Genomic DNA, 13,249 nt, shown 5'->3' with positions numbered 1-13,249 from the left:
CCCCGGCTCCCGACACGGGAACAAGGCCTGGCGTCATTAACTTCTGAAAATCTTCACATCTTCACGCGACCGCACCTGGAAAAGGCAGGTCAACGTGTCCGTCAAGGCGAAAACTCCCCGATTTCGCATGACGAATGGCGGCACTGTGCGGCCGATGGCGCCAGCGGCATGTGAATCACGCTCGTTATTTTCATGACGCACGTCAAATAAAACGGGAGGACAAAATGGTTTTGCCGAAAATGCATATACCTGCAGCAGGCGGAGATTCCTTTCTCCGCCCAACTAAATGCATTCAGCTGCTCGAGAGTTTCATCAGCACCAGGCCGGAAACGATCAGCACCGCCGCACCGATCCGCATCGGGCTGACCTGCTCACCGAGGAAGACGATGCCGACCACGAACGCACCGACCGCGCCGATGCCGGTCCAGATCGTGTAGGCGGTGCCCAGCGGCAGGCTGCGCATGGCCACCGCCAGCAGCCAGAAGCTGGCGATCATGCCGATGATGGTGACCACGGTAGGGGTGAGCTTGGTGAAGCCTTCGGACTGCTTCATGGACACGGCCCAGACGATTTCCAGCAGGCCGGCGAACAACAGATAGATCCAGGCCATGACAGCCCTCCTCTTGGTAGGGCCAGGCCGTCCTGGTCATTGATTCCCGATGTGGGGGAGGTCGTTCCTCCTGGCCGGCATTCTAGCAACGCCGGTCGGCGCGGGGCGTTGCCGGCAGACGCGGGTTACAGCCGATTCAGTGCACGAAGCTGGCGTCGATGTACCTGCCTGCGCTATAGTTGCCGTCTGCCATCGGCCAGCCGATGTGCAGTCCGGCTGTGGTCTCCGGCGCATCGCGCGCTGCTTCCCCTGATCCGTGAACCGGCCGCCCACTGGGCGGCCAACGTCTCTATGGTGGCCCCGTCGGCCCCTCGCGACGCTAGGTCGAAAATCCCGCCAGGGCCGGAAGGCAGCAACGGTATCGATCGACGCGGGCGCCGAGGTCAGCCGGCGGGGCCATCGCCTTTTCCGGCGACGCCCGCGCCTCTGGTAGATGCCAACCTTGGTTGGCGTCCTTTGCCGGGCATCGCCCACCACTACCCCGCCGCGGGCGTGCCCTGGTGAAACACCACCCTCCATTCCTGCGCATGCCGTCGCCACAGCGAACTGCGCAACACCCAGCCCTGGGCTTGGCCATCAACGTGATAGCGGCTGCGGTAGCGCACCTGGGCCAGATCCTCGGCCAACAGCCACACCGCGTACTGTTCCGATTCGATCAGCACCTGAGCGCGCTCCAGCGGGATCTCCTGCAACGCCGCATCACGGCCGTAGCATCGCCCGGAACTGCCGATCTCGCTGAAATCCTCGTCCAGAAGTGCCGCCAGTTGCTCGCGATCGGCCCGCACCTGCGGCGCATGCAGCGCGCGTTCCAGCGCCTCCAGCTCGGCAGCCAGCGCCGCGTCGGCGGGCTGGCCAGCACCGCTCACGGCGGATCCTGCACCAGCACGTGCGCTGCAGTGGGGTTGGCCAGCGGCACGCACTGCCCCGGCTGCGCCACACGGTGCCCCCGCGCGGCCAGCGCCTGGCCGTCGGCCGCGCTCGCATAGTGGTAGAGCATCATCCGCGCCTGCAGTTCGGCGCTGTACTCGCGCTCCAGGTCGTCCACGCCAGTATGCGACGGGTTGCCGTGCAGGCCGCAGTCGTGCGCGATCAGTTCATTGTCGTTGGCGAAGCGGGCCAGCATCTCCGGAATCGGCCGGGTATCGCCGCTCCAGGTCAGCGCGCCCTGCAGGCGCAGGCCATAGGCCGTCTCCGGCCAGTGGTGGCGCACCGGGAACACTTCCAGGCGCACGCCCTCATGCCAGAACGCCTCGCCCACCACGATCAGCTGGAACGCATCCCAGAAGTTGGCACCGCCCTCGGCCAGCACGTTCGGGTAGTCCCCGATGCGCTTGTGCAGCAGCGGCACCACGGTGGCAGGCACATACAGGCGCACCTTGCCGCGCCGGTGCACGTTGAAGAAGGTATCGACGAACAGGCGCTCGAAGCCCGCTACGTGGTCCAGGTGCACATGGGTGACGAACAACGCCTGCGGCATGTGGCCGTAGTGCGCCTTGAACGCGGTCAGGCCTTCGCCGCCACAGTCGATGGTCAGCCACGGCCGACCGTCCCGTTCGATCACCGACATCGGCGACCCCAGCTCGACCGCCGACGCATTGCCGACGCCGAGGAAACGCAACGACCAGTCCATCAGGTGCCCCGGTTCCAGGCCATGTCATAGGCGCGGCGCAGCCGCGCGTAATCCTTCTGCACGTCTTCCATGCTGCGCTCGCCGCGCAGCTTGATCAGCGAGCGCAGCAGGCGCTTGAGATTGCGTTCGCGCCAGGCGGTCGCCGGGATGCGGATCACCCCGCGGTCGAAGTCGATCAACCAGCCGTGGCCGTTGCCGTCGAACAGGATGTTGTGCGCATTGAGGTCGGCATGGTCCAGGCCGGCACGATGGAAGCGGGCAATCAGCCGCCCGGTCTCCTCCCACGGTGCGCCCCGCCCCGCGACCAGCGCGCGGTCGGCCAGCGAACGGACACCCTCGATCCGCTCCATCAGGATCGCAGCCCGGTAGCGCAGGCCCTCGCGCATGTAGAACGCCGCCAGTGGCCGGGGCACCGGCAGCTTTTTCTCGCGCAGCGCGCGCATCAGCCGGAATTCGGCGAAGCTGCGCGTCCGGTCCGCGCCGCGCCAGAGGTACTGGTCATGGCTGATCTTCGCCGCCAGGCCACCGCGCAGGTAGTGGCGCAGCACGCTGGCGCCGAACGGCGCATCGACGAACCAGGCGCTGCCACGACCGCCCTCGCCCACCGGCCGAGCCCTGCTGCCCCAGTGCTGGGGCGAGAACAGGCCGATCTCGGCTTGCCGCAGCCGCTCGCGGTCGAACAGAATGGCCCCGATGCCGCGACCCTCGCGGCATGGCGTCAGCGCTTCATTGGCGTCGAATGCGACCATTTCATTGAGTCTAACAACACATGGCATCAGCGTCCTCCTCCTTGTGCCTCCTGCGCCTGTCCGCACTTGGCGATGTCACCCACGTGGTGCCCCTGGTGCGCACCCTGCAGGCTGCGCGCCCGGATACGCCGATCCACTGGATCATCGACAAGGCCGGCCACAAGCTGCTCGACGGCCTGCCCGGTGTCACCTTCCATGCCTACGACAAGAAGAGCGGCATGGCCGGGGTCAAGGAACTGCGCAGGCAGCTGCCGCCGGGGCGCTTCGAAGCGCTGTTGCAGATGCAGGTGGCGTTCCGCGCCAACCTGCTGTCGGCCTTCATTCCCGCAGAGCGTCGCATCGGCTATGACCGCAGCCGCTCGAAGGACCTGCATGGTCTCTTCATCAACGAACGCATCCCCGACCGCCCCGGCATCCATGTGCTGGATGCCATCGGCAGTTTCTGTGAACCCCTTGGCCTGCGCCAGACCGAGGTCAGCTGGGACCTGGCGGTGCCACAGTCCGCGTATGAGTGGGCTGCCGCGCAATGGCAGGACGATGGCCGCCCGGTGTTGATGATCTCGCCCTGTTCCAGCCACGTGCGCCGCAACTGGTATGCAGACCGCTACGCCGCCGTGGCCAACCACGCCGCACAGCGCGGTTGGCAGGTGGTGCTGTGCGGAGGCCGCAGCGAACTGGAGCGCAGCATGGCCGATGCCATCCAGGCGCAGCTGCACACACCGGCGCTTGACCTGGTCGGCAAGGACACCTTGAAGCAGCTGCCGGCGCTGCTGGCCCGCGCCAATCTGGTGATGACCCCGGACTCGGGCCCGATGCACATCGCCAACGCGATGGGCGCCAAGGTACTGGGCCTGCATGCAGCCAGCAACCCGAACCGCAGCGGTCCCTATTCCGACCGCCGCTACTGCGTGGACCGCTACGACGATGCCGCGCGCAAGTACCTGGCCAAGCAGGCCTCGGATCTGAAGTGGGGCACCAAGATCGAGTTCGACGATGTGATGGAACTGATCACCGTGGAAGACGGTATCGCTGCGTTCGAACGCTACGTCGCCGACCACCTGGGGTGAGCAGCAGGCTGCCCCGGATTACGCGCGCTGCGCGTAATCCTGGTAGGACTTCTCTTCCACGTACGCCGAACCCAGCGCCAGGTTGATCGCCTTCTTGATGCGCGCGTTCGTCATTGCGCAGGTAGACGCTGCGCGCCAGGTCGATGAAACCCTGGTCGAACGCCTGCGCCTTCTCTTTCAGGCGGATGTCGTCCTCGATGTCCCACAGCTGCTCGTTGACCGCCTTCAGCTCGGCACGCAGCTTGGCGATGTCCTTCACCGCCGCCGGGTGTGCCATCCAGGTCTGCTCCAGCGCCGACAGTTCTTTGCGCACATTGGCCAGCTTGCCCTCGTCACTGATGCGCTCGGACTTGATCTGCAGGATCGAGATCTTGTCCAGCAGCTCGCCGAAAGAAACGGGGACGAGGATTTCAGCGGTCATGGGGAAAGCTCCAACAGGTGATGCAGGCAGTTTAACCCGCAGCTCGCGATGGAATGGGCAGATCCACGCCATGCGTGGATGAGCCTGCCAGCAGGAACAGCATCCACGCATGGCGTGGATCTACTGATGCACCTGCCCCGACAGGGGCGGGGAGAGGCCGGCAAAGGAAGGGGCCCACAGGTTGCGCAGCAACGTGTGGGGCGACGCGCAGAGCGCGGCGCGTCCCGCGCCAGATTAAAGAAAAAGGGCTGCCTTTCGGCAGCCCTTTTTCTTTAATCTGGCGGAGAGGGGGGATTCGAACCCCCGAGGCGCTATAAACGCCTGCCTGATTTCGAGTCAGGTACATTCAACCACTCTGCCACCTCTCCGGGTGGTCCCCGGCGGACCGGGGACGCGCATCATACGAGGAAGTGAGGCCGACGACAAGTCATTCCGGCCAACGAAGTGAAAATTTCCTGAGCACACGCCTTGCCGGATGCGCGCAGCCACCCGATGATGCCTGTCTCCCCAGCAACACCCCGCCCCAGCGCCCATGATCGAATTCGGACACCTCACCCACCCCGGCATGCGCCGCGAGCTCAACGAGGACACCTACTACGGTGACAGTGAGCTGGCCCTGTGGCTGGTGGCCGACGGCATGGGCGGGCACGCCTGCGGTGAAGTGGCCAGCGCGCTGGCGCGCGAGACCATCGTGCGCGAGATCCGCCGCGGCGCACCGCTGGCGCAGGCCATCCGCACCGCCGACGAAGAGATCATCCGCGCCTCGCGCCGGCGCAACGACACGTTGCCGATGGGCACTACCGTGGTCGCCGCACGGGTACAGGGCAACCGCTATGAAGTGGCGTGGGTTGGCGACAGCCGTGCCTACCTGTGGCGCGACGGACAGCTGGCCCAGCTCAGCCAGGACCACAGCGTGGTGCAGGAGCTGGTCGCGCAGGGCAACCTGACCGCCGAACAGGCGCGTGCGCATCCGCACCGCAACGTGGTCACCCAGGCGCTGGGCGTGACCGATCCGGCGCATCTGAACGTGGCCACCACCAGCGGCGAACTGCGTCCGGGCATGCAGCTGCTGCTGTGCAGTGACGGTCTCACCGAGGAAGTGGACGACCGCAGCATCGCGCGCACCCTCGCCTTCGAGGATGCCAGCGCACAGGAATGCGTGGACACGCTGGTCGCCGCCGCGCTCGATGGCGGCGGCCGCGACAACATCAGCGTGATCCTGGTGCGCTGCCACTAACCGGTAGATCCACGCCATGCGTGGATGCGACGCTGCCGGCCAGCGGCCGGCACTACTCCACTCCAGGCATTACGCGCTGGCGGGCTCTTCCACCTTCGGGCCATCCCACAGCGCGTGGCCAGCCTTCTTGCGCAGCCGCTCCAGTCGCGCCGCATGCGCTTCCAGCTCCGACGGCGTGGCCACCACGCGCGGGCGCGGCAGCAGCTTGCTGGTATCGAAGGCCTGCAGCGCCGCACCGGCAGCGCCGCCATCGTCATCGCCCAGACCGAAGCCGATTTCTTCCTGGCCCGAGGTCAGCGCGATATAGACGTCGCCCAGGATCTGCGCATCGAGCAGGCCGCCATGCAGCGCACGGTGCGAGTTGTCCACGCCCAGCCGCTTGCACAGCGCATCCAGCGAGTTGCGCTGGCCCGGGAAGCGCTCACGCGCCATCACCAGGGTATCGATCACGGCGCAGCGATCGGTGATCTTCCCGTACTGCGGCCCCAGCAGCGACAGCTCGTTGTCGAGGAAGCCGAGGTCGAACGCCGCGTTGTGGATGATCAGCTCGGCGCCATCGATGAAGGCCAGGAACTCGTCGGCGATCTGCGCGAAGTCCGGCTTGTCATCGAGGAACTCCAGGGTCAGGCCGGTGACTTCCTGCGCGCCCTGTTCGAACTCGCAGTCCGGCTTGATGTACTGGTGATAGTTGTTGCCGGTCGGGCGGCGCTTGAACAGCTCCACGCAGCCGATTTCGACGATGCGGTTGCCCTTCTTCCACTCCAGGCCGGTGGTTTCGGTATCGAGGATGATCTGACGCATGGGCTCAGTTTACCGGGCTGGCGTCGCGGATCTGGATCGCCGCGTTGCGGGCCAGCGTATCCACCCGCTCATTGTCCGGGTCGCCGGAGTGACCCTTCACCCAGCGCCAATCGATCTGATGCCGCAGCGTGGCCGCCTGCAGGCGCTCCCACAGCTCGCGGTTCTTTACCGGATCGCCGCCAGCCGTCTTCCAGTTCTTGCGGATCCAGCCCGGCATCCACTGGGTCAGACCCTGCCGCACATACTGCGAATCGGTATAGAGCACGATGTTGCACGGCTCGGTCAGCGACTCCAGCCCGGAAATGGCCGCCATCAGCTCCATCCGGTTGTTGGTGGTGTGCGCCTCGCCACCGCTCAGTTCGCGCTCGTGGCCCTTGTAGCGCAGCAGCGCAGCCCAGCCGCCGGGGCCGGGATTGCCAAGGCAGGAACCGTCGGTGTGGATTTCGATGGTTTTCAATACAACTCCAGAATCAGGTAGCTACGGTGCCGTGCCAGCGCACCGGCAGCGGTTTCGGCCCAGGCAGGGCCAGCGTACGTTTTTCCGCATGGAACAGGCAGGCCGCGCGCAGCGGTGCCCAACCTCCGGGACGACGGCTGCCCGCACCGCGCCAGAGCGGGCCCAGGTAACGCATATCGTCGCATTCCAGCCCATGACGGCCGAGCAGCAGGCGGATCCGCTGCGGCGTGCGCACCACCAGTCCATGCTGGCGCCATCGCGTGCGATACGGACTGAACGGATTGAGGCTGCTCAGCCACAGATGGCCGCCCGGCATCAGTACGCGCTCGCACTCGTCGAGCAGCCGATCAGCGTCGGCCGCGGTGACATGCTGCAGCACGATCGCATTGACGCTTTCATTGGCCAGCGGCAGCGGCAGCGCACAACGGGTGTCGCCGGCATAGCCCTGCCCCTGCCGGAACAGGCGCAGACCGCGTCCGCCCAACTGTGCATCGTCCAGCCAGGCCGCACTTGGTGCGATCCACAGCCAGGGCTGCGCCGGCAGCACCGACAGCTGCGGCAGCAGCAATTGCCGCTCCAGCACACGCAAGGCCTCCGCCGGTTCGCTGTCGAACCACGGGGTCTGGCTCGCTTGACGGGTGCTCTGCAGCGCGGGCATGGTCCAATTCTATGCGACTGACTGCCCTGCCCGCATTTGCGGATAACTACATCTGGACGCTGATCGACAACGAGGGCGCTGCCGTGGTCGTCGACCCCGGCGATGCCGCGCCAGTGCTCGCACTGGCCGATCAGGGCCTGCGCGTGGACACGATCCTGCTCACCCATCACCACGACGACCACATCGGTGGCGTGCCGGCACTGCAGGCTCGCTTTCCCGGTGTACGGGTCATCGCGCCGGTCGAAGAGCGCATCCCCACGGCCACCGAACGGGTCGGCGAAGGTGAACGCGTTCAGGCACTGGGCCAGACGTTCCACGTACTATCCGTGCCCGGGCATACCCGCAGCCACATCGCGTTTCACACTGCTGAACATCTTTTCAGCGGAGATTCGTTGTTCAGCCTGGGCTGTGGACGCCTGTTCGAAGGTACGCCGTCCCAGCTGCTGGCGTCGATGCGCAAGCTGGGTGCCCTGCCCGCGCAACTGCTGCTTTGTTGCGCTCATGAGTACACCGTGTCAAATGCCGTCTTCGCGCGGCATGTCGACCCCGCCAACGCTGCCCTGTGGCAGCGCCAAGAGGAGGCTTTGGCCATGCGCCGCGATGACCGTTCCACCCTGCCGGTAACCCTGGCCAACGAATTCGACTGCAATCCCTTCCTGCGTGTGCACGCTGCACCGATCCGTGCGTCGGTGTCGGCACACCTGGGCCGTGACGTCGTGGACGACGTCGACGTGATGGCCGGTCTCCGGCACTGGAAAGACGGCTTCCGCGCATGATGCGCCGAAGTCTGCCGCTGGCCCTGGGCCTTGCCCTGGGGCTGGCCGGAACCGCGGGCGCACAGTCGCTGGGCGCCGGCATCAGCCAGAACCTGACCGCCGCTGCGGCGCTGCCGCTGGATCCGTCCGCGCTGCCTGCGCCCTCGGTGCGCAATGGCCAGGAGATCTTCACCAGCTTCCGCGACGGCCTGGCCGAGCCCAGCTGCGATGCCGAGGCTACCAGCCCGCGCTGGCAGAAGCAGTTCGCCCACGCCCCCTCGCGCCTGGCCAACCAGGATGACGATGCGCTGGTGCTGTTCGGCTATGTGGTCGAAGAGCTGCGCAAGGCGAACCTGCCCACCGAATTCGCGCTGATCCCGTTCGTGGAAAGCGGCTATCGGCCCAATGCCCGCAACGGCAGCGGCCCGACCGGCCTGTGGCAGTTCATCGCCACCACGGCGCGCAACCACCGCGTCCCCATGGCCAACGGCTACGACGGCCGCCTGTCGGCGGTTGATTCCACCCAGGCCGCGGTGCGCTACCTGAAGACCCTACATGGCATGTTCGGCGGCGACTGGCGCCTGGCCACCATGGCCTACAACGCCGGCGAGTACCGGGTGCTGCAGTCCATGCGCAAGGCCGGCATGAACGCGCAGAACGCCAAGCCGGCAGCCCTGCCGGGGCTGTCGCCGGTTACCCATGCCTATGTCGAGAAGCTGCATGCCCTGGCCTGCGTGCTGGAAGACGTGGAGGACCAGCCTCGCGTGATGGCCTCGCTGGACCGCACAGTGCCGGTGTTGAAGGACCACACCCTGCCAGCCGGCACCAGCGTCCAGCAGTGGGCCGCACAGCGCGCCCTGGACCCCGCCAGGATCGCCCGCCTCAACCCGGCCCTGGCCGCCGGCAACCGCGCTTCGGGAACCACCCGGGTCCTGGCCCCGGTCTCGGCCGCCAATGCGACGGTGACGGAAGCCGCGACCACGCTGGTGGCCAGCACCGCACCGGTTGCCACGACCACGCCGACGCCGCAGGTGGCCAAGGCCGTGGCCGCGATCGCCGACCGCCCGCGCAGCCGCCGCCACACCGTGCGTGATGGCGAGTCGGCCTGGACCATCGCCCGCCGCTACGGCATGCCGGTAAAGGCCCTGCTGTCGCTGAACGGCCTGAGTGGCAGCAGCGTGCTGAAGCCCGGCGCAGTGCTGCGCGTCGAGGACTGACGCGCTCCAACCCCGCTGTATCTACTCTTTGTAGAGTCGAGCGATGCTCGACTGCATCTGCACGACTCTACAAAAGGCGGTCGAGCAAGCTTGACCACTACCAAAGCTCAAGCGCGCCACAGACGACGCGAAGTGACTCGTCCTGCCATAGGTTGACACCGATGGGTGGATGGTCCGGCCGCCGTCAGGCGGCCAAAGACGCCCGATGCATCGCATCGGGCGTCTGCATTTTAAGGGACAGGTGGGGGCGCTCAGCGTTGTAGATGTCTACGGCCTCAGCCACCATCTGGCGGGCTTGCCCCAGGTCCCGTGGGCGATGAAGCAGGAACTCGCACTTGAGGATCCCGTTGACTCGCTCTGCCAGAGCGTTCTGATAGCAGTCGTAGCCGTCGGTCATCGAGCAGGTCAGGCCGTGCCGCGCATGGATCTTCTGGTAGTAATCCGAGCAGTACTGGATTCCACGATCAGAGTGATGGATCAGCTTCTGCGGTGTCTTTCTCCCTTTCAGCGCCATCTCCAGCGCCTGAGCTACCTGCTCTGTCTGTAGCGTTTCATGCACGCTCCAGCCCACGATCTTGCGCGACCAGGCATCGGTGACCAGGCTCAGATACACGAACTTCCCCTGCGTCGGCAGATAGGTGATGTCCGCCACCCACACCTGCTCGCTACCGGTTGGTATTACGCATCCTTGGCCAGGTTTGAGCAGATTCGGATGCCTGCGAAAGCGATGATGGCTGTCGGTAGTCTTGTGATAAGCCCGACGTTTCGGTACCAGCAGGCGCGCTTCCCGAAGTACGTCAAACAACCGGTCACGTCCCATGGTGATTCCCGCCGCCTGCAGCTTCGGTCCGATCAAATGGTGCAACTTGCGCGTCCCGATCCGTGGCTGCCGCACGCGGCAATCGCTCACCAGCGCCAGTGCTTTGGTCTCGCTGGCGCGTCGTCGTTGATGCCGGCACCCCGCTTGATAGAACGCCTGTCGACTGATGCCGAAATGGCGGCAAGCCCTTGCCACGCTTACGCCTTTGAGGCGCCCTTGCGTGAGGACTTGCCTGAAGGCTTTTTTACGATGCGCACCCCGTAATCCTCTTTGAGGACATCCACGATGGCTTCGAAAAGCTGTGCTTTCTCGTTGGCCTCCCGCAACTGGACCTGCAGGGCCTTGATCTGTTGTTCCGGCGTCAGCGGCGTGGCCGGTCCACTTTTGGGAGAAGTCGTCATGGGGGCAGATGATGCACCACCTGACCAATCCTGCCGACCATGGCGGCGAAGCCACTTCAGAACCGTGCTGCTACCTTGGATACCGTATCGCTCCTGAGCCTTCTTATAGGTCAGTTCTCCACGCTCGACCTGATCGACCACGGACAACTTGAAGGCCAGCGAGTAATCCCGCTGACTGCGCCTGATTGTTGATTTCATTGAACATTCCTTTTCCAGAGGGAAAAGGTGTCAACCCAATTCAGGACGGGTCAAAGGCACAAAAAAGGCCCGGCATTGCCGGGCCTTCTTCGATCCTGCCCCGCCGCGAGGCTTACAGGTTCTCTTCGGTGGTCTGGATCACGAACTTCCTGCGCATCGCCTCGACGTAGGCCTTGGCTGCGGCCATGCCGTCGATCTGGCTCAGCTGATCCTTGAGCTGCTTCTGCTGCTCGGCGGTCACTTCCTTGATGTCGCCCGGGTTGACCTTGTTCACGGCGAACAGCAGCGCGTGGCCGTTGACGTCGACCTTGCCGTAGCTCGGCTTGCCTTCCGCCGGCACCGGCGCACTGAAGATCGCGCGGTTGATTTCCGGGGTCGGCACCGGCTGGCTGCGCGGCAGGCCCGGCATCGGGCTCAGCTGCAGCTTCTCGCTGGCGGCCAGCGACTGCAGGGTGGCGCCCGCCTTCAGCTTGGCCAGCACGGCGTCGGCGGCCTTGTCGCTGGCCTGGCGCTGGCGGTCGGCACGGATCGCGGCGATCACCTGCTCACGCGCCTTGTCCAGCGGCATCGCCTGCTCCGGGGTATGCGCGGCCACGCGGATGACCACGCTGTGGTTGGTGGCACCGCCCAGGGCGATCGGGTCGCTGGCAGTACCATCCTGCACCAGCACTTCGGAGAAGGCCGCACGCAGCACAGCCGGATCGGTGGCGATGCCACTGGCGGTTGCGCGGGTGATCGGGCCCAGGGTCTGCAGCGGCAGGTTTACTTCCTTGGCCGCAGCAGCCAGATCACTCGGGCTCTTGTTGATGGCATCGACCAGGTGGCCGGCCAGCTCGTTGAAGCCGCGCTCGCCGTCGGCCTTCAGCTGCTCGGCGGCCAGCGTGTCACGCACTTCCTCGAACGACTTGCCTTCGCCGCCACGCACCGCGGCGACCTTGATGATGTGGTAGCCGAAGTCGGTCTTGACCGGGCCGATCACGTCACCCGCCTTGGCGGCGAACAGGGCGTCTTCGAATGGCTTGACCATCGCGCCACGCTCGACCCAGCCCAGATCACCGCCCTGGTCCTTCGAACCCGGGTCTTCCGAATTGGCCTTGGCCAGTGCAGCGAAGTCGGCACCCGCCGCCTTGGCTTCGGTGGCGATCTTGTTCGCCTTGGCTTCGGCACCGTCACCGGTGATCAGGATGTGCGCGGCCTGGCGCTGTTCCGGCGAAGTGAACTTCGCCTTCTCGTCCTCATAGCGCTTGCGCAGGGTCGCTTCGTCGGCCGCGGTCGGTGCCGGCAGGTTGGCGCCATTGATCTCGACGTATTCCAGCGACACGCTTTCGGCCTGGCGGAAATCCTTGCCGTGGCTGTCGTACCACTGCTTGATCTGCTCATCGGTGACCGGCGCGGTATCGGCCGGAACCTCCGGCAGCGCGGCCAGTTCGACGTCGCGGGTCTCACCCAGCAGCTTCAGCAGGCGCTCGGTCTCGGCCTGGGTGACGAAGCCCGAATTCTGCAGGCCCGACGGGATCACCGACTGCTGCAGGCTCTCGCGCACCAGCTCCTGGAACTGCGTGGGGGTACGCGGCGGATTGCCACCGGCCAGAGCCAGGCGGTAGTTGTTCTCGTTGAACTTGCCGTTCGAATCGAGGAAGGCCGGGATGGTGGCGATGTACTCGCGCACCGCGCCATCGCCGATCACAACACCGGCCTGCTCGCCCACCAGGCGCACGACCTGCTCGTCGATCAGCTGATCGAGCACGGCCATCTTGTTTTCAGTGCTTTCGAACGCGCGCGGGTCGAAGTTCTCGCCCTGCTGCTGGCGCTCACGCATGCGCTCCTGCTCGAAGCGGGTGCGGAAATCCTGCGCGCTGATCTCGTGGTGCTGCCACAGCATGCGCACCGGCCACCACGACGGTGCCGAACGCCACCAGGTCGGAGGCGCGGAAACCTTGGCCACGTTCTGTGCGCCAACGCCACCCAGGTAGCTGTTGTCGATCACGAACAGGAACGGAATCATCAGCAGCCCCAGGATCACGGTGACGATCCAGCCTGAGGTCTTGTCGCGGAGTTTCTGCAGCATGGTGAGGAATCACAAGGCCTGATTGGCGAGCCCGGCAGTGTAACCCGCTTCGTCGCAGGGACCAAAAGCAGCGCCGGCGTGGCCTGCGCCGATCTCCGCGGACCTGTGCCGTCAGCACCTCGGCAGGCCTGCCGCAGGGCACAAAGAAAAAGCCCCCGGC

Annotated in this window: 13 protein-coding genes, 1 tRNA gene, 1 other RNA gene and 1 pseudogene; 5 read left to right on the top strand and 11 right to left on the bottom strand. The window is 65.7% G+C overall.

Annotated features, from left to right (window positions below):
* Positions 1-292: 292 nt before the first annotated feature.
* Positions 293-610, bottom strand: coding sequence for a DMT family transporter (locus ACZK2V_RS04915; protein ID WP_010483859.1), 318 nt, complete (start codon positions 608-610; stop codon positions 293-295).
* A 300-nt stretch (positions 611-910) separates the two neighbouring features.
* Here ACZK2V_RS04915 and ffs point away from each other — a divergent pair.
* An RNA gene (ffs, locus tag ACZK2V_RS04910) (signal recognition particle sRNA small type) lies at positions 911-1,007 on the top strand.
* A 79-nt stretch (positions 1,008-1,086) separates the two neighbouring features.
* Here ffs and ACZK2V_RS04905 read toward each other — a convergent pair.
* The 3 genes from ACZK2V_RS04905 to ACZK2V_RS04895 are packed head-to-tail and all read right to left on the bottom strand — an operon-like array spanning position 1,087 to position 2,989.
* Positions 1,087-1,476 carry a nuclear transport factor 2 family protein gene (locus ACZK2V_RS04905; RefSeq protein WP_125894644.1) on the bottom strand — a complete coding sequence of 130 codons (390 nt, stop codon included), beginning with the start codon at positions 1,474-1,476 and terminating at the stop codon, positions 1,087-1,089.
* Entirely contained in the window at positions 1,473-2,240 is a 768-nt protein-coding gene (locus ACZK2V_RS04900; protein WP_107431918.1) for an MBL fold metallo-hydrolase, read from the bottom strand. The genes ACZK2V_RS04905 and ACZK2V_RS04900 overlap by 4 nt, the downstream gene beginning before the upstream one ends.
* Entirely contained in the window at positions 2,240-2,989 is a 750-nt protein-coding gene (locus ACZK2V_RS04895; protein ID WP_049400634.1) for a 3-deoxy-D-manno-octulosonic acid kinase, read from the bottom strand. The genes ACZK2V_RS04900 and ACZK2V_RS04895 overlap by 1 nt, the downstream gene beginning before the upstream one ends.
* 20 nt (positions 2,990-3,009) lie before the next feature.
* Here ACZK2V_RS04895 and ACZK2V_RS04890 point away from each other — a divergent pair, with 20 nt between their 5' ends.
* Entirely contained in the window at positions 3,010-4,056 is a 1,047-nt protein-coding gene (locus tag ACZK2V_RS04890; protein WP_049400633.1) for a glycosyltransferase family 9 protein, read from the top strand.
* Positions 4,057-4,074: 18 nt separating this feature from the next.
* Here ACZK2V_RS04890 and ACZK2V_RS04885 read toward each other — a convergent pair.
* Positions 4,075-4,477 (bottom strand): annotated as a pseudogene (locus ACZK2V_RS04885) (DUF6165 family protein).
* 278 nt (positions 4,478-4,755) lie between these two features.
* A tRNA-Ser gene (locus ACZK2V_RS04880) sits at positions 4,756-4,845 on the bottom strand.
* Between the two features lie 164 nt (positions 4,846-5,009).
* Here ACZK2V_RS04880 and ACZK2V_RS04875 point away from each other — a divergent pair.
* On the top strand, positions 5,010-5,714 hold the full coding sequence (locus tag ACZK2V_RS04875; RefSeq protein ID WP_032129328.1) for a PP2C family protein-serine/threonine phosphatase: 705 nt from the start codon (positions 5,010-5,012) through the stop codon (positions 5,712-5,714).
* Positions 5,715-5,783: 69 nt separating this feature from the next.
* Here ACZK2V_RS04875 and dnaQ read toward each other — a convergent pair whose 3' ends face one another.
* The 3 genes from dnaQ to ACZK2V_RS04860 are packed head-to-tail and all read right to left on the bottom strand — an operon-like array spanning position 5,784 to position 7,630.
* A complete protein-coding gene (dnaQ, locus tag ACZK2V_RS04870) occupies positions 5,784-6,515 on the bottom strand; it encodes a DNA polymerase III subunit epsilon (protein ID WP_049420978.1) in 732 nt (243 codons plus the stop codon).
* Positions 6,516-6,519: 4 nt separating this feature from the next.
* On the bottom strand, positions 6,520-6,972 hold the full coding sequence (gene rnhA, locus ACZK2V_RS04865) for a ribonuclease HI (RefSeq protein WP_032129326.1): 453 nt from the start codon (positions 6,970-6,972) through the stop codon (positions 6,520-6,522).
* Between the two features lie 13 nt (positions 6,973-6,985).
* Positions 6,986-7,630: a methyltransferase domain-containing protein gene (locus ACZK2V_RS04860; protein ID WP_049400387.1), complete on the bottom strand. Its 645-nt coding sequence runs from the start codon at positions 7,628-7,630 to the stop codon at positions 6,986-6,988.
* Positions 7,631-7,641: 11 nt separating this feature from the next.
* Here ACZK2V_RS04860 and gloB point away from each other — a divergent pair, with 11 nt between their 5' ends.
* Both gloB and ACZK2V_RS04850 read left to right on the top strand, forming a co-directional pair.
* On the top strand, positions 7,642-8,406 hold the full coding sequence (gene gloB, locus ACZK2V_RS04855) for a hydroxyacylglutathione hydrolase (RefSeq protein ID WP_071228861.1): 765 nt from the start codon (positions 7,642-7,644) through the stop codon (positions 8,404-8,406).
* Positions 8,403-9,602, top strand: a complete 1,200-nt coding sequence (locus tag ACZK2V_RS04850) for a lytic transglycosylase domain-containing protein (RefSeq protein WP_071228862.1) — start codon at positions 8,403-8,405, stop codon at positions 9,600-9,602. Before gloB ends, ACZK2V_RS04850 begins: the two co-directional genes overlap by 4 nt.
* 184 nt (positions 9,603-9,786) lie before the next feature.
* Here the strand turns inward: ACZK2V_RS04850 and ACZK2V_RS04845 are convergent.
* Together ACZK2V_RS04845 and ACZK2V_RS04840 are read right to left on the bottom strand one after the other, a co-directional pair.
* Positions 9,787-11,021, bottom strand: a protein-coding gene (locus ACZK2V_RS04845; protein WP_223224739.1) for an IS3 family transposase whose coding sequence is annotated in 2 segments (ribosomal slippage) — positions 9,787-10,670 and positions 10,670-11,021 — 1,236 coding nt in all. Because the reading frame shifts where the segments join, the coding sequence is not laid out codon by codon here.
* Positions 11,022-11,133: 112 nt separating this feature from the next.
* The gene (locus ACZK2V_RS04840) at positions 11,134-13,089 is read right to left on the bottom strand and encodes a peptidyl-prolyl cis-trans isomerase (protein ID WP_032129322.1); all 1,956 of its coding nucleotides are present in this window, start codon (positions 13,087-13,089) and stop codon (positions 11,134-11,136) included.
* Positions 13,090-13,249: the final 160 nt, after the last annotated feature.

The organism is Stenotrophomonas sp. 93052_Sma (genome assembly GCF_056481145.1).
The sequence above is the reverse complement of the archived record's forward strand: the minus strand, read 5'-3'. Positions and strand labels throughout refer to the sequence as shown.

Coding starts and splice junctions, on each gene's coding strand:
- ACZK2V_RS04850 (WP_071228862.1), top strand. CDS start 8,403: ATGATGCGCCGAAGTCTGCCGCTGGCCCTGGGCCTTGCCCTGGGGCTG.
- ACZK2V_RS04895 (WP_049400634.1), bottom strand. CDS start 2,989: ATGGTCGCATTCGACGCCAATGAAGCGCTGACGCCATGCCGCGAGGGT.
- dnaQ (WP_049420978.1), bottom strand. CDS start 6,515: ATGCGTCAGATCATCCTCGATACCGAAACCACCGGCCTGGAGTGGAAG.
- gloB (WP_071228861.1), top strand. CDS start 7,642: ATGCGACTGACTGCCCTGCCCGCATTTGCGGATAACTACATCTGGACG.
- ACZK2V_RS04860 (WP_049400387.1), bottom strand. CDS start 7,630: ATGCCCGCGCTGCAGAGCACCCGTCAAGCGAGCCAGACCCCGTGGTTC.
- ACZK2V_RS04900 (WP_107431918.1), bottom strand. CDS start 2,240: ATGGACTGGTCGTTGCGTTTCCTCGGCGTCGGCAATGCGTCGGCGGTC.
- ACZK2V_RS04840 (WP_032129322.1), bottom strand. CDS start 13,089: ATGCTGCAGAAACTCCGCGACAAGACCTCAGGCTGGATCGTCACCGTG.
- ACZK2V_RS04890 (WP_049400633.1), top strand. CDS start 3,010: ATGGCATCAGCGTCCTCCTCCTTGTGCCTCCTGCGCCTGTCCGCACTT.
- ACZK2V_RS04915 (WP_010483859.1), bottom strand. CDS start 610: ATGGCCTGGATCTATCTGTTGTTCGCCGGCCTGCTGGAAATCGTCTGG.
- ACZK2V_RS04875 (WP_032129328.1), top strand. CDS start 5,010: ATGATCGAATTCGGACACCTCACCCACCCCGGCATGCGCCGCGAGCTC.